Source organism: Bradyrhizobium sp. 40, from assembly GCF_023100925.1.
In the GTDB taxonomy this organism is placed as follows: domain Bacteria; phylum Pseudomonadota; class Alphaproteobacteria; order Rhizobiales; family Xanthobacteraceae; genus Bradyrhizobium.
This window is the reverse complement of sequence record NZ_CP064688.1, coordinates 1,774,921-1,797,703: the sequence shown is the minus strand read 5'-3', so window position 1 is coordinate 1,797,703 and position 22,783 is coordinate 1,774,921. Positions and strand designations below refer to the sequence as shown.

General features: G+C 58.1%; 18 protein-coding genes and 2 pseudogenes. 7 read left to right on the top strand and 13 right to left on the bottom strand.

All coding sequences use genetic code 11. The features are described 5' to 3' along the window. Positions 1–6: 6 nt before the first annotated feature. From IVB40_RS08570 to IVB40_RS08555, 4 genes are all read right to left on the bottom strand, one after another. Complete coding sequence (locus IVB40_RS08570) at positions 7–660, bottom strand: MEDS domain-containing protein (RefSeq protein ID WP_247356820.1); 654 nt, start codon at positions 658–660, stop codon at positions 7–9. 471 nt (positions 661–1,131) lie between these two features. Then, entirely contained in the window at positions 1,132–1,497 is a 366-nt protein-coding gene (locus tag IVB40_RS08565) for a response regulator (protein ID WP_247438661.1), read from the bottom strand. Beyond that, positions 1,490–3,673 (bottom strand): PAS domain S-box protein, encoded by a 2,184-nt coding sequence (locus IVB40_RS08560; protein ID WP_247818603.1) that lies wholly within the window; start codon positions 3,671–3,673, stop codon positions 1,490–1,492. The genes IVB40_RS08565 and IVB40_RS08560 overlap by 8 nt, the downstream gene beginning before the upstream one ends. A 637-nt stretch (positions 3,674–4,310) precedes the next feature. Next, complete coding sequence (locus tag IVB40_RS08555) at positions 4,311–5,312, bottom strand: PAS domain S-box protein (RefSeq protein WP_247818565.1); 1,002 nt, start codon at positions 5,310–5,312, stop codon at positions 4,311–4,313. 507 nt (positions 5,313–5,819) lie between these two features. Here IVB40_RS08555 and IVB40_RS08550 point away from each other — a divergent pair. After that, the gene (locus IVB40_RS08550; RefSeq protein ID WP_247435872.1) at positions 5,820–6,107 is read left to right on the top strand and encodes a hypothetical protein; all 288 of its coding nucleotides are present in this window, start codon (positions 5,820–5,822) and stop codon (positions 6,105–6,107) included. A gap of 1,030 nt (positions 6,108–7,137) precedes the next feature. On the opposite strand, the pseudogene IVB40_RS08545 reads toward IVB40_RS08550, so the two are convergent. Further along, positions 7,138–7,239 (bottom strand): annotated as a pseudogene (locus IVB40_RS08545) (GNAT family N-acetyltransferase); the annotation flags it as partial. Between the two features lie 162 nt (positions 7,240–7,401). Further along, positions 7,402–8,247 (bottom strand): alpha/beta hydrolase, encoded by an 846-nt coding sequence (locus IVB40_RS08540; protein WP_247435773.1) that lies wholly within the window; start codon positions 8,245–8,247, stop codon positions 7,402–7,404. Between the two features lie 237 nt (positions 8,248–8,484). On the opposite strand from IVB40_RS08540, the gene IVB40_RS08535 reads away from it, so the two are divergent. Then, positions 8,485–9,129, top strand: coding sequence for a cation transporter (locus IVB40_RS08535; protein ID WP_247435808.1), 645 nt, complete (start codon positions 8,485–8,487; stop codon positions 9,127–9,129). Positions 9,130–9,334: 205 nt separating this feature from the next. Here IVB40_RS08535 and IVB40_RS08530 read toward each other — a convergent pair whose 3' ends face one another. Beyond that, positions 9,335–10,426 carry a PAS domain-containing sensor histidine kinase gene (locus IVB40_RS08530; protein ID WP_247435776.1) on the bottom strand — a complete coding sequence of 364 codons (1,092 nt, stop codon included), beginning with the start codon at positions 10,424–10,426 and terminating at the stop codon, positions 9,335–9,337. Positions 10,427–10,716: 290 nt separating this feature from the next. Between IVB40_RS08530 and IVB40_RS08525 the strand changes: the two genes are divergently transcribed. After that, entirely contained in the window at positions 10,717–11,295 is a 579-nt protein-coding gene (locus IVB40_RS08525) for a tyrosine-type recombinase/integrase (RefSeq protein ID WP_247435780.1), read from the top strand. A 284-nt stretch (positions 11,296–11,579) separates the two neighbouring features. Here the strand turns inward: IVB40_RS08525 and IVB40_RS08520 are convergent, their stop codons facing one another. After that, a complete protein-coding gene (locus IVB40_RS08520; RefSeq protein WP_247435783.1) occupies positions 11,580–12,314 on the bottom strand; it encodes an outer membrane protein in 735 nt (244 codons plus the stop codon). 486 nt (positions 12,315–12,800) lie between these two features. Further along, the gene (locus tag IVB40_RS08515; RefSeq protein WP_247435785.1) at positions 12,801–13,682 is read right to left on the bottom strand and encodes a LysR substrate-binding domain-containing protein; all 882 of its coding nucleotides are present in this window, start codon (positions 13,680–13,682) and stop codon (positions 12,801–12,803) included. 101 nt (positions 13,683–13,783) lie between these two features. On the opposite strand from IVB40_RS08515, the gene IVB40_RS08510 reads away from it, so the two are divergent. Beyond that, on the top strand, positions 13,784–14,938 hold the full coding sequence (locus tag IVB40_RS08510; RefSeq protein WP_247435790.1) for an acyl-CoA dehydrogenase family protein: 1,155 nt from the start codon (positions 13,784–13,786) through the stop codon (positions 14,936–14,938). Between the two features lie 172 nt (positions 14,939–15,110). On the opposite strand, the gene IVB40_RS08505 is transcribed toward IVB40_RS08510, so the two are convergent. Further along, a complete protein-coding gene (locus IVB40_RS08505; RefSeq protein WP_247435793.1) occupies positions 15,111–16,631 on the bottom strand; it encodes a winged helix-turn-helix domain-containing protein in 1,521 nt (506 codons plus the stop codon). Between the two features lie 136 nt (positions 16,632–16,767). Between IVB40_RS08505 and IVB40_RS08500 the strand changes: the two genes are divergently transcribed. Further along, positions 16,768–17,205, top strand: coding sequence for a cupin domain-containing protein (locus tag IVB40_RS08500; protein WP_247435796.1), 438 nt, complete (start codon positions 16,768–16,770; stop codon positions 17,203–17,205). An 89-nt stretch (positions 17,206–17,294) separates the two neighbouring features. Here the strand turns inward: IVB40_RS08500 and IVB40_RS08495 are convergent, their stop codons facing one another. Next, the gene (locus tag IVB40_RS08495) at positions 17,295–17,498 is read right to left on the bottom strand and encodes a cold-shock protein (RefSeq protein ID WP_247435801.1); all 204 of its coding nucleotides are present in this window, start codon (positions 17,496–17,498) and stop codon (positions 17,295–17,297) included. Positions 17,499–17,604: 106 nt separating this feature from the next. On the opposite strand from IVB40_RS08495, the gene IVB40_RS35865 reads away from it, so the two are divergent. Then, a complete protein-coding gene (locus tag IVB40_RS35865) occupies positions 17,605–17,934 on the top strand; it encodes a VOC family protein (protein ID WP_346283296.1) in 330 nt (109 codons plus the stop codon). Between the two features lie 993 nt (positions 17,935–18,927). On the opposite strand, the gene IVB40_RS08490 is transcribed toward IVB40_RS35865, so the two are convergent. Continuing rightward, positions 18,928–19,320, bottom strand: a complete 393-nt coding sequence (locus IVB40_RS08490) for a hypothetical protein (protein WP_247818602.1) — start codon at positions 19,318–19,320, stop codon at positions 18,928–18,930. 69 nt (positions 19,321–19,389) lie between these two features. Between IVB40_RS08490 and IVB40_RS08485 the strand changes: the two are divergent. After that, positions 19,390–20,542: pseudogene (locus IVB40_RS08485) on the top strand (IS3 family transposase). A 783-nt stretch (positions 20,543–21,325) separates the two neighbouring features. On the opposite strand, the gene IVB40_RS08480 reads toward IVB40_RS08485, so the two are convergent. After that, positions 21,326–22,555, bottom strand: a complete 1,230-nt coding sequence (locus IVB40_RS08480; protein WP_247439301.1) for an ABC transporter substrate-binding protein — start codon at positions 22,553–22,555, stop codon at positions 21,326–21,328. Positions 22,556–22,783: the final 228 nt, after the last annotated feature.

Here is a 22,783-nt window from a genome sequence, read left to right as displayed (position 1 = left end):
GTGACCTCAGACCTGGTTTCTGCGACCGTGCAACTCAGCCAGGAACTGGTCCGGTGGAACGAAAAATGGATTTTGCTGAAGCGCGCCGCCGACAATCACCTGCGGGTGGGTCCGCAAAATGTCCATGACCGTTGCGGCACTGAACTTGTTGAGGTCATAGGTGCATACCACTACGTCATCGTACTTCGGCAAGACATGGTTGAGTCTGGTCTCGTATTCGACGATCTGATCGACACCCGGAAGGTCCTCCAGCGCCCATTCCATGTTGGCCCAGAGCCGGGTCATACCAAAGCCGCTGCTGCGGCCTTCCTTGAGCAACTCCTGAATAAGGGCCAGCATGGCATCTTGGTCGAAGCCTTTCCCGCCACTTAGGTAGGCCTCCTCCCACGGGCGCATCTCTAACTGCCCACGGGCAGTAGCGGCATCGACGTCTATGCCCTCCGTCCTCAAACGTCGAACCCGTTCCTCTCGATGGCTGTCGTCGAGAATCTGGACCAGCCGGTCATTCGCCGCCAAACCGTCCTTGGCGAACGGTGCCAGCACCGCCTGCTCTTCATCGGCCGAGTTGAAGAACGCGCAAGCGTGGCATGAACAGGTGAGTTCGGAACCGGCCAGTTTGACTGACCGGCTGAGCGGCACACCTTCGCGGAGGTCAGGCATCGTGATGATCTCCAAGGGAAAACCTTAGGTCTTTCTACAACGAGCCGGTAGTCGTGCCAAGCAGCCGCCGACCCCGTCGATATTGAACCCGTTCTCTGACTTTGCTCTCGAGCCAGGAGTTGATTTCTATTTCTGCAACTACTCCTATTTGAACGCGCTTCCGACGGGCGCTGCTTCGAAATCGGCGAGCTGAAACGGCTTCTAAACCATTGGAATATTCATTAGATCTGGAGATCTGGCCGCAGTCCGTCCACCCTAGCCGACAAAGACGAATGGCACACGGCGATTTTTACCCGGCCTTCAACCTGAAGAAAGAACATCTGATGAACTCGCCGTGGGCGGTCCCATTGATGCATCGCAACAAGCACGCAGTTCACCGGCTTGGCGACGTCTATTCCGGGTCAAAGGCCGCAGGTCCGTTCTGAGGCGCTGATTTCTGCTCTGGCCAAGACGGCGCACATAGCCGCGCTTCTACGGGAGCGCCAGAATAGTCTGCAGTTGCTCCTTTAATTGATCGATGGAAAACGGCTTGCCGATTGCCGGCGCATGCCTGAACTCCTCCTCAAGCGGCGGTCCGCCATAACCGGTGCTGAACAGGAAAGGGATTTTCCGGTCGCGCAAGATGCGCGCTACCGGGAAGACACGTTCACCTGCCAGGTTCACGTCAAGCAGCGCCAGATCGAACGACGCCCTGGCGGCAAGTTCGCACGCCTTTGGCACGTGGGCGGCCGAGGCGACCACCTTCAATCCCAATTCTTCGAGCATGTCTTCAATCATGAGGGCCACCAAGCCCTCGTCTTCGACCAGGAGAACCCTGGCGCCAGACAGCTCAACCATTGGACGCTGCAAGCACTAGGGGGAACACCATGCGGCAGCGGGTGCCCTCCGGCTCGAACGCCAGATCGAACTCGCCCGCGAGGTCATGCTCTATGCACCGCTCCATCAGTCGCGTGCCGAAGCCACGCCGCTTGGGTGGCGAAACCGGGGGGCCGCCGCGTTCGCGCCACTCGCATTCCACCGCGCTTTGCGACAGTTTGTTGGGGCCAAGCCGCCAGGTGAAGGACACAGTCCCATCGGGCACCGAGAGTGCGCCGTACTTCGCGGCGTTGGTCAGAAGCTCGTTCAGCACCATGGTGATGCTCAGTGCGCTGCGCGCGTCCAGATCGACGTGAGGCCCGTCTGTCACCACCCGTCCACCTGACACCGGAGCGACGACGTCGTGGACCAGCTGTTCGAAAGGTGCGTCCTGCCAGTTTCGCTTGGTGAGCAGGTCGTGCGCGCGGGCCAGTGCAAGCAACCGTCCAGTGAACGTCGGCAGAAATTCCTTCAGGTCGCCCGCGTGGCGAGCCGTCTGGTTCGCAAGCGACTGCACGGTGGCCAGAGTGTTCTTCACACGATGGTTGAGCTCGTCGATAAGCACCTTTTGGGCGTTCTCGGCGCGCTTGCGCTCGCTGATATCGACCAGCATGTTAATGGCGCCAACCAGATTGCCCGCGGCGTCTCGCAGGGGCGTCGGATAAGGAATAAATGGTACGCGTCTGCCGTCGGGGCGTTCGGCCACGGCTTCGCCACCGCGGACCTCACGGTTCTCGCGCAGCGCGATGGCCATCGGGCATTCGTTGTGTGGCAACGGCGTGCCATCTGGCCAATAGAGCTTCCAGGTCACACACCACTCGTCGCCCGGCTGCGGCGTTCTGCCCGCCATCTCGACCGCGGCTCGATTGAAGAAGTTGATGCGGCCCTCGGCGTCCGTCGTGTAGATGGCCGCCGGCAACGCCTCAAGGAGATCGCGCATCCGCTGCTCGCCCTCGCGCAGGCGGTCCTCCAGCTGCTTGGTGGTGGTGACATCCTGGGCAACGCGCACGCCATAAAGGAAGCGGCCTGCCGAATCCCGCACCGACGAGCTGAATATATCGAGATAACGCACGGATCCATCGGGCCGCAATGCCCGCTTGCGGGTGGTGTAGTTCTCGATGTCGCCGCGGACCTGCCGGACGTACAGTTCGGCATCCTCCGCCTGGTCGTCGGGATCGGTGTAGTCGAAGAAGGTCATTCCGAGCAATTCGTCGCGCGAGCGTCCCGTGATGCGGCAGAGGGAATCATTCACCCGCAAGAAGCGCCCGCTCTGATCGGTCTCAGCGATGCCGACGATGGCGGCCTCATAAGTTGCTGCGAGCCTGGCTTCACTAGCGTTCCGTGCCTCTTCGGCAATACGGAGTTCAGTGACATCTGTGGTGAAGCAGCGCGTGTTGACGAACTTGCCCTCGACAATGCGGCTGTTCGACGTAATCAGCACATGCTTGATGGAGCCGTCACGCGCCCGCAGCCGCGCGGGATAACGATCGAGCGGCTCGCCGCATGAAAGGCGCTGAAGGATATGGCCGATCACCGGCGCGTCGGCATGAAACTCAGCAACGTGGCGGCCGATGTACTCCTCGGGCTCGTAACCTAGCAGATCCATTTCAGCTTTGTTGGCGCGAAGGATAATCCCCTCTCCGCTGACGATATGAAGACCAACAGCGCTGTTGTCGAAAAAGTCCTCCAGATCCTGCGTCTTCCGGCGGACTTCCTCCTCCACCTGCTTGCGTCCGGTGATGTCCTGGAAGCAATTGATGGCACCTTGGATGCCGCCAGAATGATCGCGCAACGCCCGGATGTTGACCAGGGCCGAAAAGCGGGAGCCATCCGGCCGTGCCATTATGACTTCGGCATTGCGCGTAGGCGTTCCCAGACGAACCGCCGCGGCCATCGGACAGTCGGCATGGGCAAGCGGAGTTCCATCGACCAGGTAGAGCTGATGCGAACCGCAGAAGCGCTCCTTCTTGGCAGGGTCAGGTGTTCGCCCCCAAGATTCCACGGCCTCGGTGTTGTAGGCGACGAGTAATCCGTCCGCGTCACAAAGATAGACAGCGCCGGGAATGGCATCGAGCGCGGCGTGGCCGGCCGCGACCAGCGCCTCGAACTCCGTGGGCCTTTGGCGCGCGGAAAACGGGAATTCTTCGACGTTTGACATGAGGCGCTCGGCTCTCGGGGGCGAGAGGAGCGACGGCCCGAGGCGGGCCTCGCCTATTGAAATGAACATGGGCGGACGCCCCTGAGGCCCGCCGAACCCACCAAAACGCATGGCGCGCGATTTGGTTCCGCGGAGGGCGGCAAAGTCACCCCCTAATTCAGAAAAAGCGGCCCGCAAACTGAGGTGGCCTCAATCTACGGAGGGCAGTATGGCTACTCGACGGGCGCGGTCCCACACCTGTATTGCGACGCCGTCACGGCAGCGTCATCGTCTTCGCACTCGACGATCACGGGGGGGGCCCTGAATGTGCCCTTCTTTATCAAAGCGATAGAGGCGATACTCCGCCATGCCAGCACTCATGGGCGCTACTGTGATGCACATTAATTTACTCACTGTTCCATCCAACGCAACGATTTTTGCACGGCTGAATCAGGTCCGCGGGTCGGGAAATACCGGGCATCGCATCCGAACAACTCGGCAGCCGGGGTGACGAACCGCGACTTGCGCAAACCTCAATGTCCTCTTGAGGTCACAGGCTGACTTCCGCCCGACTTGAGCTGGGGTCGGCTTATTGCCTGAAGGCAGACATAGCGGCTGTGTTGGCGGAGGTCGGTAACGGGCCAACTGCAGACATCCCTCAAACCGGCAGCGTAATTTCGCAGACGAGCCCGTCTTTGCGCCAATCAAAGCGAACTTTTCCCTTTTGCTGGGTAATCATTTGTTCGACGATACGGGTACCGAACCCCGTTCGCGTTGGTTCCAGCGCAACTGGACCACCGGTTTCCATCCAGAGTAGCCGGATTGTACCGGTAGCGCCGTGTGACCATTCCAAGCGGACGTGGCCTTCAGGCGTGGACAAGGCGCCGTATTTCGCGGCATTCGTCGCTAGCTCATGCAACGCTACCGCAACTGCCTGGGCGGCGTCTGGCGCTAATAGAGTTTGTGGACCATCTGTGAACGTTCGCTTCCCATCGGAATAGGGAGCTAGTTCCTGTATCGCAATCGCCGAAATTTCCGCACCAATCCAACGCGTTTCCACGAAAAGCGAGCAAACATTTGCGAGTGCCTGGATGCGTCCACCGATTACCTCTTTGAGGCCTTCAGGCGAGCTCGACTGAGATAGATTGACCGTTGCCATCGCGTTCGCGAGCAAGTTCTTGCTGCGGTGTTCGGCCTCCCGGGCCAAGGTCGCGATCAGCTCCTGATTTTTCTTCTGCTCGGTAGTATCTCTCGCAATCTTTGATGCGCCGACGATTTTGCCGTTTGCATCCTTAACAGGAGAAACGGTCAGCCACACGACGATCAAGCTGCCGTTCTTGCGTTGTCGAACGGTCTCAAAATGGTCGATGCGCTCACCACGTCGGACGCGAGTCAAAATCTCACGTTCTTCGCTTTGCCGATCCTGAGGGATCACAAGCGTAATCGGCTGACCAATGGCCTCGCTGAGAGAGTAGCCGAAGACGCGCTCGGCACCGCTATTCCAGCTTGTAATGATGCCATCGAGATTTTTGCTAATAATCGCATCATCACTAGACTCGATTATGGAAGCCAGCCAGCGCAACCTCTGTTCGCTTTCGCGAAGGGCCGCTTCGATCTCCCCAGGCGTGAGCGCAATTTCTAGATTGGCTTTCTGCGTCATTAGCACCCCTAGACACGGCCCCTTAAAGGCAAGGCTATAGCACGTTGTTCTCGGCTAGGGAGGGTTTTGGATGGCCGCTTCGGGTCCGTCAGCCATCTCGCGGAGAACTCTCCGGGCCTCCAGAGTGCCGCTAAGGGCAGCTCGCTCTGCGCAAATCCTTTGAAGCTTTCGAAAGTCGCTCATGGCTGGCCAGAACCACGGGGGGAGACTATGTTCAAAATAGCACACTAGGACACTGCCGGATCTAACTTAGGACACTCGTGGTCAAATACCGACCGAGAACGCTGCGAACCGCGGCTGCGCCACGTCAACTTCCTCTTTGGGTCCGTCGTCGAGAGCTTTTACCGCTGGACGGTCTGTACGAGCAGAAGTTGCTAGCGGGCCAAAAGAGGCCGATTAGTCGAGCTGGACGCCTCGCCAGATGCGGCCAGTTCGTGAGCACATGTGAAGCGAAGCAAAACGCTCGTGGCGCGGTCGGTCGTCCGATGCTGATGAAGGTGAGTGTGAATGACTGTTTTCTCGGGCTCGGTATTCGCGATGGAAGTTGACGGCAAAGCTACGTTCGCGTTCGAGGCGAAGAATTTCCGGGAAGCCTGCGAGTTGTGCAAAGAGGACTGGGTTCGTGACGACTTGACCGCGATTACATCGAACGGCCTCCCGCTTTGCTCCTCGACGGCCAAGTTGACAGTTCGCAGAGCTGACGAAGCCGAGATTGTCATCTATCGAGACGCAGCTATCCAAGCTCAGACCGAAGACTTGGTCCTGGCATATCTTGTCGATTTGGATCGAGCGTAGCGACCTTCCCTGTGGCGCTCCCTTCTAAGAAGAGAGGGACATCCATCTACTACTTCTGCTCTGGGTCAAAAAGCGAAGACTGTTCCTCGATGTCGTCTTGACCATCTGGCGCAAATCATCCTCGCACTTATTGTGGGCGGCGGGCCCCCCGGACTGGTTCTTTGTCAGCCATGGGTGGCATCCTAAAACACTGGCGGCCGGCGCCCACTGAGGTGCCTTAGTCTCTGTCCATTGAGAAACTTACGGATGGCCATGCTTCTTGTTCGGGGGGAAAGAGGCCACCTTACGAGCGCCGTCCCATAGCTCAACGCCGCAGCCATCCACAAAGCGTTGCGCCTCAACCACAGCGGCGTCGTCATCGTCGCACTCGATAATGTCCGGCATACTTTGGATGTGGCCGGAGTCGTCAACTCGGTAAACGCGGTATCCCGCCATAGCCCCCACCGTGCATTGCGGGGGGAACTCTAGTGCTCAGAACGGAAGTAGGCCACTCACAAAACCACGGAAGTGGAAAACTGACTCCGACAACTGGGACGGGCTTACTCTTTGTCGTTCCGATAAGCTCTGAGTTCCACGCGCATGGTGGCGCTTTCGAGGATGGCTAGCCGACAAGCCCTGCGGACTTCCTCGGAAACACGCGCGAGGACTTCCCTCTGCGCCCTGAGCTGGCGGGCTTCGTCGATAGCAAGTTCGGCGCGGGTGAGTACGGAATCGGGCATCCGCCGAAAATGCTCCGGCGCAAACTAAGTTGCTATTTCATATGTTTAGTTCGCAGATCACGCCGCCGCGAAAATCAAACTAGGCCACTGCGGATGGAAACAGGCCAGTACCAGGTTGAGGATAAGAACAATTTAGCAACCTAAAACCTTTTCTGAACCGAGCGGATGCCGGGCCGACGTCCGTTGAGGGTCAAAATGCGAAGAACTCAGCCCCGCAAATCTTGTCCGCAATGCCTCAATAAGCGGACCTCGTGGAGCGACGCTGCCAATTCGCCGAAGGGCCACAAGCGGTCATTCCTGGTTGGAGATGGTCACGTCCACGAGTACAGAACATCGGGTTCTTTCTCTTCGTTGCGTGCGCCATCTGTCTCTGAGACAAGCCGAAAACCATGCTTCTCGTAGAACTTGTGTGCAGTGAACAGCGGACATGGTGGTGCCGGCGCAGCTGGTCCGGAACGGGCCAGGAACGGACTCGTGCACCGCAGCAATTTCTATTCCATCACCTCGTCGGCGCGGGCGAGCAGGGTCATTGGACCGAAAAACGGAAATGAAAGGTGTACCGGAAAAGGCTGTTTTCAATGCTCCGAAGTAAACTTCAAAACAGCTTGATTGAAAGCCTTTGGGTTCTCAGCGGTCATTGCGTGACCCGCGTTAGGAATAATGACCGGCGGATCGAAATTGCCCCGATTTTGCATCTCGGAGATCAAAACACCATACAGTGGCGGCGATTTCTCGCCATTTATCATAAGGACGGGGAAATTGAAATTCCGCAAATCTTCGTCTGTGGTGAGAGGAAGTGGATCATCGACGATCGCGGTCCGAATATTCTGAAGAAACTCTTTCTGCCGTCCCGCTGACAAACTCTGCCAAAAGTCCGGACCGACCAAGCGATGCATGAAGCGGGCCGTGCCGCCCTCAACATCTCCATTGGCTACATCTTTCCGCAACTCAGCAAACAAGTTTGATCGGAAGGCCGTCGCCTTCAAATTCGCTTCCGTTTCAGGAAGCTCAAGCCTGACACCTGCATCCGCCAGAATGAGGGTTCGGATGAGGTCAGAATATTTTTTCGCCACTTCGATAGCAACTGCACCGCCGCGAGAAACGCCCAACAAGTGGACCGGACCAAGATTCAGCTTTTCTACGAAGGCGCCCACATCGTCGGCGTGCTGGGCGAATGAGAAATCGTTTCCCACGCCGTCCCACAGTTCAGGGAAATAGTGCCTGAGGCTTACGTTCAGAACTCGATGTTGTTTGGAAAACGGTTCGATCTGATCCGGCCAAATTCGATAATCACAAAACGATCCATGGACCAGGACAAGCGGCGGGCCAGCTCCACGATCTTGATAGGCCATGGGATATCCATTGACCTCGATCCATTTTACATCAGCAGGGATCGGCCACTTCGGCAGTAGGTAAGACATCAAAGAAGCTCCAGCATGGTCCGTCGATAGTCGGAAATCGTATCACTTTGGAATCGAGCAGAATACCAACTGCCCTGAGTCCGTTTAGGGTCACAAGCGGCGATTGGCGCCAGGCTGAAAACTTCCGGTCTACCCCTCTGAGCCGACATGTCGCGGCACCGCTCCAACGGTAGCGATGGGCTAAAAGGCGACCGAACTCGACTAGCGATTGGCCTCAATTCATCTTATCTTCCGCCCATGAACGATTGCTGTTGTCCTCCGCCGCCCTTCAACTTGGGCGGAACCAAAAAGCGGGATGCCGCTTACCGCCGGGTGCTCTGGGCTGTGCTCGCGATCAATGCCGCAATGTTTGCGGTTGAGGTCGTCGCGGGCCTCGCTGCTGGATCGGCGTCGTTACAAGCAGACGCGCTCGACTTCTTAGGTGACGCTGCAAACTATGCCATAAGCCTGCTCGTAATTGGCATGGCACTCCGCTATCGCGCTGCTGCTGCTCTTGCGAAGGGCGCTACAATGGCCGCCTTCGGTGCATGGGTCATCGCAACAGTCGTTTGGCATTCGCTCCACGGAACGCTCCCAAGCGCATTTGCTATGGGCACCGTTGGAGTTGCGGCCTTGGCTGCCAACGCCGCTTCATTTGGTCTTCTTTGGGCGTACCGTCATGGTGACGCCAACATGCGATCTGCATGGATTTGCACCCGTAACGATGTGCTTGGGAACCTCGCGGTCTTATTGGCAGCCGCTGGCGTGTTCGGGACCGGCACAGGATGGCCCGACGTGATCGTGGCCGCCATCATGGCTGTGCTTGCTATTCAGGGTGCTGCTATCGTCATCCGCCAAGCCGTCGGAGAGCTGCGCGTAGGCGGTTTGGCAGCAGCCGAATAAATCCCGTTGCCAAGGGCTAATGTCCGTTTTGGGTCATTCGCGTCGATGCAGACTTCTACCCTGTCACTTCCGGTCGACCTCGAACAGCGGACATAATGGAACCGACCTAGCTTGTCCGAAAGGGCCAGGAGCCGGCATGACGGTGGGCCCGTGAGCGGCTCCTCGTCGTCGGGTCACTCAACATGGCTCGGGTAAAAAGCACCCACTATTGTGGTGGAATTTCCAGACTTTCGAGCGGAGCCGTGAGGCGGCAAGTGAGTCCGGTCGATCCGTAGGACAGCGCAACCGACCCTCTGAAGTCGTATTCCAGCGCCCCCGAAACGAGTTGCGAACCGAAGCCTTTATCGGCGGGCTCTGACACAGATGGACCGCCGAATTCTTGCCAGACGAAGACAAATTTTTGATCACCCGCCTGATCTTCGGTTGACCACACGATGGACACGCGGCCGCTTGGCACGTTCAAAGCGCCATACTTCACTGCATTCGTAGCGAGCTCGTGGACCGCTAAGGAAAGGGCGAGAGCCTGTCGTGATCTGAGAACAAACGGAGGACCGGAAATCGTAATCCGGCCTTCGCCTGTTCTGTAAGGGCTCAGGGCAGTGTTGACGACATCTCGAAGTGGGGCAGCAGCCCAATTCGCCGCAGTAAGCAAGGCGTGTGCTCGTCCGAACGCGGCAAGTCGTGCCTTATACTTTTCAAGATCGGCCTGGCTCGATACGTCACGAAATGTTTGGCTGGCAACTGCACCAAGCACAGCAAAGGTGTTCTTGAAGCGATGCTTTAGCTCGTCGTTGATAAGCTTCAAGGCTTCCCTTGCCATGTGCTCGGAGGTGACGTCTTTGCAGACAACGAGTACGCCACCGACTTTATCTTCAAGGTCAATTGGACCGAAGCTATACGTCCACCAGACATCCTCGCGCCGACCGTGTCGGGTTACAGGCACCAATTGATCCTCGTGCCAAGTCGCCCCCTTACCTGCCATGACGTATTCAATCTGGGGACCAATGATGTCCCATATTTCATCCCAACATTCACGGCCGCGCGCTCCCAAAGCGCTCGGATGCCGCTCCGGACCCATCGTTTCGCGATAGGCATCGTTATAGAACTGGATTAGGTCCGGTCCCCACCAAATAAACATCGGGTGGCGTGAGGTAAGAACGAGGCGCACCGTGACCCGAAGACTTTGCGGCCACGCTTCCGGGGAGCCGATCGACGTTTTTGACCAGTCAAACGCTCTTATCAGAGCGCCTATCTCGCCGCCCCCCGACAAGAAAAAGTTACCTGTGTCCCCGCCCATGCGCGCAACTCCACTGACACCCGCAAGCCTAAGGCCAAAATTCCCGGTATTGCAACGTCGATGGTTAATCAAAGCGGTCCACGCTGCGCGCCGCGATGGATCAGTTTCGGGCCCATGGGGTAGCCACTACACTGGACGCGCCGGCGACATCGACCAGACCTGGGCGAAGTCCGTTCTGGGTCAATTGCGACCTCTAGTCATCGAATTGGACCTAAGTACGCCTCCTATGGTCCGAAAGCCGACGTAAGAGAGTTCGAAACTGACCAGCCTCATCAACTGAGGAGGTCATCATGACCGATGTCTCAAAATCCGCAGAGAACGTTCAAAAGCGCGTCCCGTGGAACAAGGGTAAGGTCGTTGGCGCTAAGCCGCCACTTCGGCCGAAGCACGTTTGGTCTATCCGGACGAAGCTCCAGGTTGAGGGACGAATCCGTGATCTGGCGTTGTTCAACATCGCAATCGACAACAAGCTTCGTGGGTGCGACGTGGTGGGCCTGAAAGTCGATGACGTGGCATCAAGCGGGTATGCGGCCGATAGAGCAAGCGTCCGCCAGAAGAAAACTGGACGGCCGGTCAAGTTCGAACTTACAGAGTCTACCCGTCAAGCGATCGATGACTACCTGAGGGCAACCGGCAAGAAGCCTGGCGATCGTCTGTTCACCGGCTGTAGAGGCCCCGGGTGCAGCCTGACCACGCGGCAATATGCGCGTTTATTATCGGGCTGGCTGGCCGGTATAGGGTTGGATCCTCACCTGTTCGGAACGCATTCGCTCCGTCGAACAAAAGCGACCCTTATCTATCGGCGCACGGGCAACTTGCGAGCGGTGCAGCTGCTTCTGGGGCACACCAAAATCGAGAGCACCGTCTGATACCTAGGAATTGAAGTCGACGATGCGCTTGCAACAGCAGAGCAAGTCGACGTCTGAACTAGCTGGGCAGAGCGGACATGCTCTGCCCCTTTCTTCAAGGCGGCTTCGGGCCATAACCGGACACAGCAGAGACTCCCGAGATGGGCACGGCCGCATAGGATCAAAAATTATCTCGCCGAATGCGGATCTCCGGTTTTTAATCGGCTCATCAGGCGCCAACCGGGGACTATGCTTGAGCGATCGCTCGAACGCAAAAGCCCCGGCCAGAGGATGATGACACAAGTTCAGAACTTGTAGTTGACGCCAACTTTCGCGACCGAGAGCTTTTCCTTCACATCTATGGTGCCCGTCGTCGACGCCACGCCGGTCTTCTTGCCGAAATCCATGTAGTCGTATTCGATGAACGCGCTCCAGTTCTGCGAGAAGGCGTATTCAGCACCGAAGCCAACCCATCCAACGGCTGTCGTGCTGCCGCTTGTCGGAGGGAATGGGCCGAAACCAGCCGGGACGGCGAGACGGTGGTCGCTCTGCAACCAAGCAGCGCCGCCCTTGACGTACACCAACGTCCGATCGGCAACGACACCACCAAATCTTCCGGAAACGGTCGCTAACCAGTTACTCTCTGAGCTGCATATGGCGAGGCCGAGACAAGGATGCGTGCCCTTCACATCGAGTCCCGCGATATCGCCTTGGACACCGAATACGGCCCAGCCGGACTGCCAGTTGTAGCCAATCTGGCCACCACCGAGAACGCCGCTTCTGCTGTTTTGACCCAATGGAAGGCCCGTCACAAGTGCTACCGCAGCGGGAGTGATAGCGGCAATCGAGCTCTCAGTGGTGCCCCAACCGGCGCCAACATGTCCTCCGATGTAAAAGCCCGTCCAACTCCAGACCGCTACGGGGCGTAAGGCGCTTTCGTGGCAAGATCGGCAGCCGAGGCGATGGCTGTCGAAGCGAAAAGAATGGCCGCAGCAACAAGCTTTGTTTTCATTTTTGACCCCAGTAGGAGAAACTAGCACCCTGCCGAATATCGGGACTCGCTGCGTCCGAACACTACCTAAAAAGGTGGTTTGCCGTTATTTATGCAAGCCTGCGCAGTTCGGCGACCTGCACACGCTCCGCCGAAAATGGCGTGGGCTATATCGGACTTTCGGCCACGGAGAGGTCGGCTCGATTCGGAAAGCGAAAATTGCGAGATTTCGAAGCGAGCGCCGAGTGCGCCATGGAGAAATACGAGCAACCGGACCGCACAGAGCGCGATACCTTATCCTCTCATACTGTATCGTGTCGTACTGTCTCAAACTTTACCGGTCGCAGAAGTCGCAAGACGTAACTGCTGACTGTAGAGCAGGCCGCGCGTGATTGAAGTCGGCTTCGGGTCACAGGCTGACTTCCGCACCGACTCGCGCTGGGGTCGGCTATTCCTGAAGGCAGACATTGTGGCCTCAGTAACCAAAGGCGGCACCGGGCCTACAAGCGGTGATTGCCGTGTACGTAGCGCCGAATTAGACCTCGGCCCGGGCCCAAGTGATGAACTTCCTTATCGTAGGACCATTCCCGGCACCCGCGCGATGGACGATGTAGAATCCATAGCCACTCAGAGTGACCGGCGATACCGGAACGAGCACGCCGCTCGCCAATTCGGGGGCGACCAGGACATCGCTGCAGATCGCCACACCTTGACCAGCGATCGCGGCCTCGATGGCGTGAAGTTCCTCTTGAAACCGCAAACTCACAAGCGAAGCAAGTTTGCGTTTGGACAAGGGGAGTGCCGCCCGCTGCCAGCGTTGCCACGTCGGCGCGTGTGTATCGCCCGGCGGCCATGCAGCCTCGATGAGCGGAAGTCGCGCCAGATCGACCAGCCGCATCTTCGTCGCTCGCGTGTCCACGAGCTTTGGGCTTGCTACCACGTAGAAGGTGTCGCGCATCAACTCGACAACATTTCCATCGGCCGGTGGCCCGAGAGCGTAGCGGATCGCAACATCGGTTTCGTCCGACTCGAGATTGAGCACGGCGTCGGTGCCGACAATGTCAAGCTTGAGCCGTGGATGCGCCGCCCGCCAAGACTGCAGCCGTGGCAATAGCCAGCGGGCGGCAAAGGCGTTTGTCGCCGTGATGCGCAGATGCCGGCCCGCGTGGCTGCTCTTGATGTTGGAAAGTGTCTCGGCAAATCTTCCGAATCCGTCACGAACGACCGGAAACAGCTGTCTGCCTGCCGAGGTCAGCGCCAGCGGGCGCGGCCGGCGACGGAATAGCGGGCGACCACAATGCTGCTCCAGAAGCTTGATTTGATGACTGATGGCTGTCGGTGTGACGCCAAGTTCACCTGCTGCATGCTTGAAGCTCAGATGACGTGCCGCGGCCTCAAAGGCGCGCAACTCCGTCAAGGGCGGTAACTTTCGCATTCGGACAACGTAGATGAAATCATCTCATCTGAACATGAAATGTTCAGACTTGCCCCCCGGAAGCAAATGCCGACTATGGACTTATGCGGGAAGATGACAGTGCAGCCCCGTTTCTGGAGGCTCTTCAAGATATCCAGCCGTTGATTGCCGAACATCGGGCGGCATTCGATCGTGAACGGCAACTGCATGAAGACGTTGTTAAAGCGCTGGCCGATGGAGGGTTCTTCAGGCTTTGGCTACCCGCATCGCTTGGCGGCCCTGAGTTGTCGCCGCTCGCCTTCATGAGCGTCGTAGAACGCGCAGCAGCGCTCGACGGAGCTGTCGGCTGGCTGGTTGGCAATGGAGGCGGTATGAGCCGCGTCGGGGGCTATTTGCCTTCTGCAGTGGTGTGCCGCTGGTTCGAAGACCGCCGCACGTTTATCGTGAGTGCAACGGGGGCCGTAGGGACCGCCATGCCTGCCGATGGCGGAGTCCGCGTCTCGGGACGATGGCCGTTCGGAAGTGGCGCACCGCATGGCACCCACTTCATGGGTTTGGTGACAATGGGCGGAAATCAGGCGCCTGACCAGCCGCGCTTCTGCTGTTATTTCGAACGAAAGCAGGTCACGATTCACGACACTTGGCACGTTTCAGGTTTGCGCGGCACCGGAAGTTCGGACTGGGAAGTCGACAATGCCTACGTTCCTGCCGAATGGATGCATCCGTTTATTGACCACAAACCCGCTGAAGGTGGGCTGCTCTATCGCATTCCAGCTCTCTCATCATTCGCCTGGACGATTGCAGTGGTGCCACTGGGCATCGCACGGGGTGCCATGGAGAGCTTTGCAAAGCTGGCGGGCGGCAACAAGGGGCGGCTCGGGACTGCCGGTCTCATGCGCGATCGGGAAGTCGTGCAGGCAGTGATCGGTCGCGCCGAGACGCTGCATAACTCCGCACGAGCATTCCTTCTCGAGGCGATGACGGAGCTGATGACTGCGACTGATATTGGCGGCCATCGCCTCGTCGACGCGCGCCTGAGATTGCGGATGGCCGCAGCCCATGCGGGCGAGACCGCAGGTCGCATCGTTGACAGCGTGGCGACGGAGGCCGGCGCAGGCTCGATCTTCGAAACCAGCGCACTGGAACGCGCCGTTCGCGATGTGCAGGCCGCCACCAAGCATATCGCGTTGAATCCTTCGATCTACGTCACTGCCGGACGCCTTGGACTTGGTTTAGACGCTGGAACAGCGCGATTTTGAGTGAGAGACGGTTCGTCTGCAACGGGTCATGAACGCCCTTAGGACTGCCGGCGGGTTTCTTCCGGTCATCCACTATGAGCCGACCACCTGGGACGCTGCTTAGACTTCGCGTTCGGGCCAGAAGCGGACAGCGAGGACGCAACATGGGAACGGCTGGGCGGGTGGTCCACGGCTATAGCACCGCCTCTTTAGTCAATTCTGTAATGCGCACGTCGTAGCTTGGATTGTTTGTTCTAAGTGGTACCACGAAATAGCTACCCGGTCCGCCGACTTCGTGCATTCGCGCGAGCCATCGTTTTGCCTCGTCCAGGCAACCCAGGGCAGCCGCAGAATAAACCTGGACCTCAAATGCAGGGCGAAAGTGCGGCCGCACAGCGAGCGCGCGATTACCGCTATCGAGTGCCCCGCAGGGGTCATTCGCAAGCAGTTGCGCGTATGCAAGAAGCACATACCAAGCGACATTTTGCGGATCGTTTGGGTTCAGCGTCAATCCATGCTCAAGCGGTGCGATAGCGCGTCGAGCGTCGCCATCAAAGAGCAACGCCATGCCAAGAACGAGGTGGCCAAGCGCGAAGCTCGGATTAATCCCTATCGCACTTTGCGCCGCAAGCACAGCAGTGTTGGCAGAGCCGGCATAACAGTGCGCAATGGCGAACGCGTAATGCGAATACGGATCGCGAGGATCCAGTACAATCGCACGGGTGGCAGCCGCTACTCCTTCCCGACCATCAGCGCTCGCGTCGTCAGTCCAGCCGTAAGCAATCAAGCCTGCGCTAACCCGACCGAGCCAGCTGTAGGCTTCAGGTAATTCAGGATCAATGTTGCAAGCGTGGCGGAATAGTTCGCGCGCGGCACGATGACCCTCTCGCGTCACCTTGTCGAAATGCCACATGCCTTGCCGCACGAGATCCCAGGCGGTCACGTTGCCGCTGTGGCGGGTGACCGCGAGGAGCGATTCGCTTTTCAAGAGCTCGGGCTCGATCGCCGCGACCACGCGCTCAGCAATCTCGTCCTGAATCGCGAAGACATCGGCCATCGCTAAATCGTAGCGCTCGGCCCAAAGATGCTCGCCAGATTGTGCGTCAATAAGGTGTGCCGAAATGCGCAGCCTCTGCCTCGCAAGTCGTACGTTGCCATGCAGCGCATAGTGCACGCCGGACGTATTAGCGGCGGCACTTGCGCCATCCATTAGTCCCTCGCCCTGTGAGAGAGCCAGAGCGCGCAGCACCACACGAAACCACCGGTAGCGGACCAGCGCCGTTATAATGTCGTCGGTGATACCGTGCGCAAGATACTCTTTGCCCACCTCGTCGCTGGCAATGCTGAAAGGCAGCACGGCGATTAGCGGCCGCACCTCCTGACCTGAGCCCAAGCAGCTGCTGTCACTGCCCGACAAGGAGCCGGCAAAACGGTAACCGACGCGCGGCACTGTCGTAATCCACTCGCCGCCGTCGCCCCTGCCTCCGAGTAACTTTCGCAATGCCGCAATCTGAACCGACAGATTGCTCTCCTCAACGGCCGCGCCAGGCCACGCCGCGTCCATGAGCTCGGTCTTCCCCACCGTCTCCCCCGGCGTCCGCAAGAGCGCAGTGAGTAGCGCGACCACTTTTTGGTTGGCAGGCACAAGGCGTCCGTCGCGCGTCAGCGTGCCGCGCATGGTATCCAGGACGAACGGACCGAAGCTGAATTTCATGCCGCAAGCTTAACCTGTGTACGACAGGCTGCGTAGCGGCCATTTGGAACAATTTGGAAGTTTTCGGAACGCCTTTAAGGACTCCCCATCGGCTCCGGGAGATCATACTGCCGCACACGAGACAGGAGAGCCAATCATGAGCAGCGCAACCGCGACGTTACCGAATCTCCTGCCCAGCGAACGGGGTATGGTGGTAAAGGGGGCGTCAGGATACCGGACTGAACAAGGGTCCGATTATCAGCCAGGCATCAGTGCGGAAACAGCTGGCTCGCAGGTAATCTGGCTCGGCTTGATGGCGCTCCCGCCCGGAGCTCGCACCAAGGCGCACGTACATGCAAAACACGAAACGGCGCTCTACATGATGAGCGGAGATGTCCTTGAGCTTTGGACCGGAAAGGAGCTGGAACATTGCGACAGCGTTCGGCCCGGCGACTATGTCTTCATCCCTGCTAACGTGCCGCATGTAGCAGTCAATCGCGGGGCGACACCGGCGGTCTTTATGGGCTCCCGCAACGAAGCCAGTGCTCAGGAGAGCCTCGTCCTGCATCCAGATCTGGATGCACGGGTGCCATGAGGCTCAGACTATAACGGGTCGACCCTAAATCAAGCGAAGTCCGCTTTAGCCAATAGGCCCGCCAGCGTGAACCGGCGGGCATATTATCGCTAGCCAACCCTCAAGTTTTCGGCCGACGTTTTACCGCGGTTGCTCATTTCCTCGTAGCTCACCTTCGCACCCTCGTTGAGAGTGCTCAGTCCCGCTTTTTCGACAGCGGAAATGTGCACGAAAACATCCTTGCCGCCGTTGTCTGGCTGAATAAACCCAAAGCCTTTGGAAGAGTTAAACCACTTCACAGTACCTGTCGCCACGTCTGTCTCCTCGCTTGAGCAATAGCACCAGCCTAGACCGAGCACCCACGCTGGGCAACCACCGATGGGAGTGTACTGAACCGCCTCCACTTGCGTCACTTTTCACATTCGCAGCAAACGCCCAAGACGCCAAAGTGGCAAGCCGGCTTCCAGCCAGGACCTGAATCGGGCGCGGGCGTTCTATTCGGAAAAACTCGGGCTTGATCCGGTCGAGCAGCGCCAAGGCGGGCTCCGCTACGTCTGCGCGGGGGGCGAGTTTGCAATATTCGTCTCAGCCGGACTGCAATCTGGTACCCATACGCAAATGGGCTGGTTGGTTGAGGACATCGAAGCAACGGTGCTTGAGCTTCGCGCGCGGGGAGTCGAGTTCGAGACCTATGATTGGCCTGAAGACCATCGATGGGATTGCCGACATAGCCGGAAATTACGCCAGTAAGGGTGTCGGTGAGCGAGGTGCTTGGTTCCGCGACAGCGAAGGACCTCAGCGACCTCGGCCATCACGTCACTTAGTCATTGGCCGTTCGAACTGGCTGCAAGGACTTAGATGCAAAGCTAGCCACGACCGGTCGTTGCTTGCGGGTCGATCCGGTTACACTACCTACATACCTCGCGAAATGCGGCGGTGAGCAAATGTGAAGCCAAGCAAAACGCTCGTGGCGCGGCCGCTTGTCCGATACTGATGAAAAGTGAGTGCCAATGACTGTTTTCTCGGGTCGGTGTTCGCGATGGACGTTGACGGCAAAGCTACGTTCGCGTTCGAGGCGAAGAATTCCGGGAAGCCTTCGAGTTGTGCAAAGAGGAATGGGTTCGTGACGACTTGACCACCATTACATCGAACGGCCTCCCGCTTTGCTCCTCGACGGCCAAGTTGACAGTTCGCAGAGCCGACGAAGCCGAGATTGTCATCTATCGAAGCGCAGCTGACAAAACTCAGACAGAAGACTTGGTGCTAGCATATCTTGTCGATTTAGATTGAGCGTGGCGACCTTCCCCCGCGGGCCATACATCGCCAGGCCCTCCCGGCTGATCCGGTTTGGACCAGCAGGGAAATGACGCAGTTTTCTGGTACCCATGATCGGGGCGGAGCGGCGCTTGTCGTTGCACCGACCACGCCTCCCTGATCAGAGCATCCGCCGCGTACTAGGCGAGCAAAGCTAAGTAGATGGTTCCTTTTCGGGAACGCCAAAATGAGATTGCCTAATGGAAATATTGGAGCGAGGATAATGAGACCGGGGCTGGCAATCCCTTTTCATTTCGTAATTTTTAAAGAGACCCGGGGGGCCGCTGATGAAAGTCAGTGGCCCCGGTCCTTTTAGGAACGGCAGATCGCGGGACAGGTTTCTGTTCAGTCGCCGCGTCCTTGACAGCGCGGGGACCCTCCCGAGGCCTCAGCCCCTCCCCCCCAGGGGCTGGGGCCTTTTGCTGACTGCTACCCGAATAGATTGAGGTCCAACGCGAAAGCGCCGGCCCAAGCCGCGTCCGCTTCATCCTCGCCGAGGTCTTTCCCCCAGCGCGCTTTCGCAGCTGCTTGCATGTCAGGCTTCTTGGCGTTGCCTTTGCCGGTGGCGTGCATCTTCAGTTTGCTGAGATGGACCGCCGACCATGGGAGCCCCGCCAGCTCGCAGGCGAGTACGGCAGCTCCGAGCATGGGGAAGAGTGCTTTGACGCTGCTGAACTGTCCGGAGAATGGCTCTTCGATGCAGACGCCGAGGCAATCCGGTCCGGCGAAGCGCTGGACGACCCCGTGAACGCCGACCGTGCGACTTCCGATGTTGCCTTCAAACCGAAGTGCCTGGGCATCGAGACCTCCATCAAGATACACCCTGCTAATGAGCTGCTGCCGGTTTGATGGACACCGAGATTGGGTGTTTTATCAAGCCGGAGGGTGGTCATGCAGAGACGGAAGTTCAGTCGAGAGTTTAAGGTCGAGGCGGTCAAGCTAGTCAGGGAACGCGGGTGTCGGTGGCACAAGCGGGCCGCGATCTGGGCGTCCATGAGAACGTGCTGCGCAAATGGGTTAAGGAGTTCGGCTCCGACCCTGTGCAGGCCTTCCCCGGCCACGGACAAATGAAGCCTGAGCAATTGGAGATCGAGCGGCTGCGGCGCGAGGTCACAAAGCTGAAAGCCGAGCGGGACATCCTAAAAAAGGCCGCGGCCTACTTCGCGAAGGAAGCGACATGAAGTTCGGCTTCATCGCGAAGCACCGGAACATCTGGCCGGTGGCATGGCTATGCGAAGCAATGGGCGTATCCCGGTCGGGCTTCCATGCCTGGCTGAACCGATCGCCCAGCGCCAGATTCCGAAGCGACGAGACGGTAGGCCAACGGGTCAAGGCAAGCTTCGTTGCCAGCGACCGGACCTACGGCGCCCGGCGCGTCTGGAGAGACCTTCTGGCAGACGGCGTCGACTGCGGTCTGCATCGGATCGAGCGGCTGATGCGCCAGCAAGCCTTGCGGGCGAGGCCAAGGCGCCGGCGCCCGCCGAAGGACCAAGGCGATCGCCAGATTGCGAACGTGCCGGCGAACCTTCTGGATCGTCAGTTTGTGGCCGACCGGCCAAACCAGAAGTGGATCGCCGACTTCACCTATATCTGGACCGCCGAGGGCTGGCTCTACGTGTCGACCGTGATCGACCTGTTCTCGCGCCGGGTGGTCGGCTGGTCGATGAGCTCCAGTATGACAGCGCAATTGGTTGCGGATGCCCTGTTGATGGCAGTCTGGCGGCGTGGCAAGCCGGATGCTCTGATGCATCATTCCGATCGCGGCAGCCAATACGTCAGCGAACAGTTCCAGCGCCTGATGGCAGACAGTGGGATCGTTTGCAGCATGAGCCGATCCGGCAACGTTTGGGACAACGCAGCGATGGAGAGCTTCTTCTCGTCGTTGAAGACCGAGCGCACCGAGCGCAAGACCTATCGCAACAGGAATGAGGCCAAGGCAGATGTGTTCGACTACATCGAGCGGTTCTACAACAGCATCCGCCGTCATTCGACGATCGGGTACGTCAGCCCGGTTGAGTTCGAGCGCAAGGTGGGATTAGCTTAACCCCGTGTCCATCAAAACCGGCAGCAGCTCACACACCGGCCGTATGACCGTAGAGCTGGGTGATGACCTGGCCGCGGCTGTAAGCCTGCTGCACGCAAGCAACATAAGGTTTATTGCTCATCCAATCATACGGTCCAGCACTTGCAGTGGAGACCGAGCCTACGGTCGAAACGATTGCGGCCGCAGTTGCGATGGCGAAGAGCCCTGTACGAAAGCTTGCCATGTTCGTGGTCCCAAGTCAGACCACACTATTGCGTGTCTGTGCCAATACAATGAGAACTCACTGGGGTCCTGTATGTGCGGCACGTCACTTCGACCCTGGCCGCCGAAACTCTACCGGTCAGGATCGTCCGATGACCAGTTGCGGCGACTTGTGCAAAGCCTGTCCTATGAGCATCAGGGGAACGGCAAGTAAGATCAAATATACTCATCATAACAAGCTGGTCGTGAAAATTGCCATTGGACGGCGTTTTCGAGATCATCAGATTGGAAATGATGAACCCGAGGCCGGTCAATGAAGCTAATATACCGCTTCCCTTCGCAATTAAGCCAAGCCTGCGCCACTCGATCTCGCGAGATTTAGCTCTGGTAGCTTGCTCATTGAGTTCGGAACGCAAGGCGAGCAACTCGGTCTCGACTTCAGCGTGCGTCATTGTTCTCTCGTAGATTGGATGCTTTGACCGATTTTCAAAAGCTTCTTGAACAGAATGACAGTCGGTTGCTCTGGCCCGCACCTATTCGATGAACGAGGGGTGCGGGCCAAAGTACAACCGCAAAATAGGATCAGGATCCTCGCGCACCGCTCATGATCGGCCCGAACCTCTCCCAGCTTTCTCCCTTAAATCGCATCATCTGGAGCTGCTCGATCGGGGCGAAATCGTCAGGGCCTGTCTTGATACGTGTGCCCGTAATGTAAATTCCAATCTCAAAATCGAGGTTGGCTGCCTGCTTCATTACATTCTCACGGGTCAGCGTGTCACCGCATTGACGGAGGACTTGCTCCAGGCCCTTAGCCACACCGTAGCCAAAGACAGTCGCAGAGTCGTCGAGATCACCTTCGGGGTACCACTTCGTCATGAAAGCCCGCCACTCGTTCATCGATGCGTCGTTCTTCCACTCTGAATCCTTGGGGTCCTTGAGGTATGCGGTAGAGAGGATGCCCTGGCTGGCCTCGAAGCCCGCAGGTTTGATGACCCCACCTATAGAACCAGAGACGTTGGTCAAGAACTGCACGGGATGCCACCCTAGTTCGGCGACTTTCTTGATGGCTTGAGCGGCAAACTTCGGGGTTGCGATATTGACGAAGATGTCAGGGTTTGCGCCCTTGATCTGCACCACCTGAGAATCGACAGTAGGCGAGCTCGTCTCGTATGCTGCCTCAACAACGATAAGCTTGCTGGCCTGGTCACCGAGGCCATCCTTCAAGCCGGTGACGTAGTCTTTCCCGAAATCGTCATTCTGATAAAGCACACCGACAGTCTTACCGGGGTAGTTCTGCAGAATGTACTTGCCGTAGATGCGAGCTTCGACCTGATAGCTGGGCTGCCATCCCATGGTCCACGGGAAGTTCTTCGGGTCGTTCCATTTGGCTGCTCCGGTCGAGACAAATAGTTGCGGCACCTTCTTGGAGTTCATGTACTTCTGGATTGCGGTGTTACCGGGCGTGCCCAAGGGGTTGAAGATCAGCAGCACTTCGTCGCTCTCCACAAGCTTGCGGGCTTGCTCGACCGTTTTGGGCGGGCTGTAAGTATCGTCATAAGAGACGAAGTTGATCTTGCGACCGTTGATGCCACCTTCGGAGTTAATCTTATTGAAGTAGGCGGCTTCGGTCTTTCCAATCGTTGCATATGCGGATGCGGGACCAGAGTACGGCATGATGTTGCCCACCTTGATTTCCGTGTCCGTTGCGCCGGGATCGTATTTCTTTTGAGCACTTGCGTTTGACGAGATCGCCGCGACAAGCACCGCGGTGATTGCGGTCGAATAGACAAAGTTGACGTAAGAACCACGCATCGTTGTCCTCCCTTGAAGCACAAACTGTTTCAGCCATTCTGGTGAGCTGTTCAGCCGCGCATTAGCGAGTATGCATGAGAACCGTCCGCGGCAGCAACGAAACGTGCCTGCCATTTCACTTCAGCAGTCGGAAAAGCCAAGCTTAGACGCAGCGCACAATTCCTTCCGCAGGAATTAGCGGGAGCAGGCGGCCTGCAAGTTGAGCTTGCGCAGCATGGAGCTTACGCC

What these genes read in the sequence shown, in the direction of transcription:
- IVB40_RS08570 (WP_247356820.1), bottom strand. Translation starts at nt 660, where the DNA reads ATGCCTGACCTCCGCGAAGGTGTGCCGCTCAGCCGGTCAGTCAAACTG.
- IVB40_RS08565 (WP_247438661.1), bottom strand. Translation starts at nt 1,497, where the DNA reads ATGGTTGAGCTGTCTGGCGCCAGGGTTCTCCTGGTCGAAGACGAGGGC.
- IVB40_RS08560 (WP_247818603.1), bottom strand. Translation starts at nt 3,673, where the DNA reads ATGTCAAACGTCGAAGAATTCCCGTTTTCCGCGCGCCAAAGGCCCACG.
- IVB40_RS08555 (WP_247818565.1), bottom strand. Translation starts at nt 5,312, where the DNA reads ATGACGCAGAAAGCCAATCTAGAAATTGCGCTCACGCCTGGGGAGATC.
- IVB40_RS08550 (WP_247435872.1), top strand. Translation starts at nt 5,820, where the DNA reads ATGACTGTTTTCTCGGGCTCGGTATTCGCGATGGAAGTTGACGGCAAA.
- IVB40_RS08540 (WP_247435773.1), bottom strand. Translation starts at nt 8,247, where the DNA reads ATGTCTTACCTACTGCCGAAGTGGCCGATCCCTGCTGATGTAAAATGG.
- IVB40_RS08535 (WP_247435808.1), top strand. Translation starts at nt 8,485, where the DNA reads ATGAACGATTGCTGTTGTCCTCCGCCGCCCTTCAACTTGGGCGGAACC.
- IVB40_RS08530 (WP_247435776.1), bottom strand. Translation starts at nt 10,426, where the DNA reads ATGGGCGGGGACACAGGTAACTTTTTCTTGTCGGGGGGCGGCGAGATA.
- IVB40_RS08525 (WP_247435780.1), top strand. Translation starts at nt 10,717, where the DNA reads ATGACCGATGTCTCAAAATCCGCAGAGAACGTTCAAAAGCGCGTCCCG.
- IVB40_RS08510 (WP_247435790.1), top strand. Translation starts at nt 13,784, where the DNA reads ATGCGGGAAGATGACAGTGCAGCCCCGTTTCTGGAGGCTCTTCAAGAT.
- IVB40_RS08505 (WP_247435793.1), bottom strand. Translation starts at nt 16,631, where the DNA reads ATGAAATTCAGCTTCGGTCCGTTCGTCCTGGATACCATGCGCGGCACG.
- IVB40_RS08500 (WP_247435796.1), top strand. Translation starts at nt 16,768, where the DNA reads ATGAGCAGCGCAACCGCGACGTTACCGAATCTCCTGCCCAGCGAACGG.
- IVB40_RS08480 (WP_247439301.1), bottom strand. Translation starts at nt 22,555, where the DNA reads ATGCGTGGTTCTTACGTCAACTTTGTCTATTCGACCGCAATCACCGCG.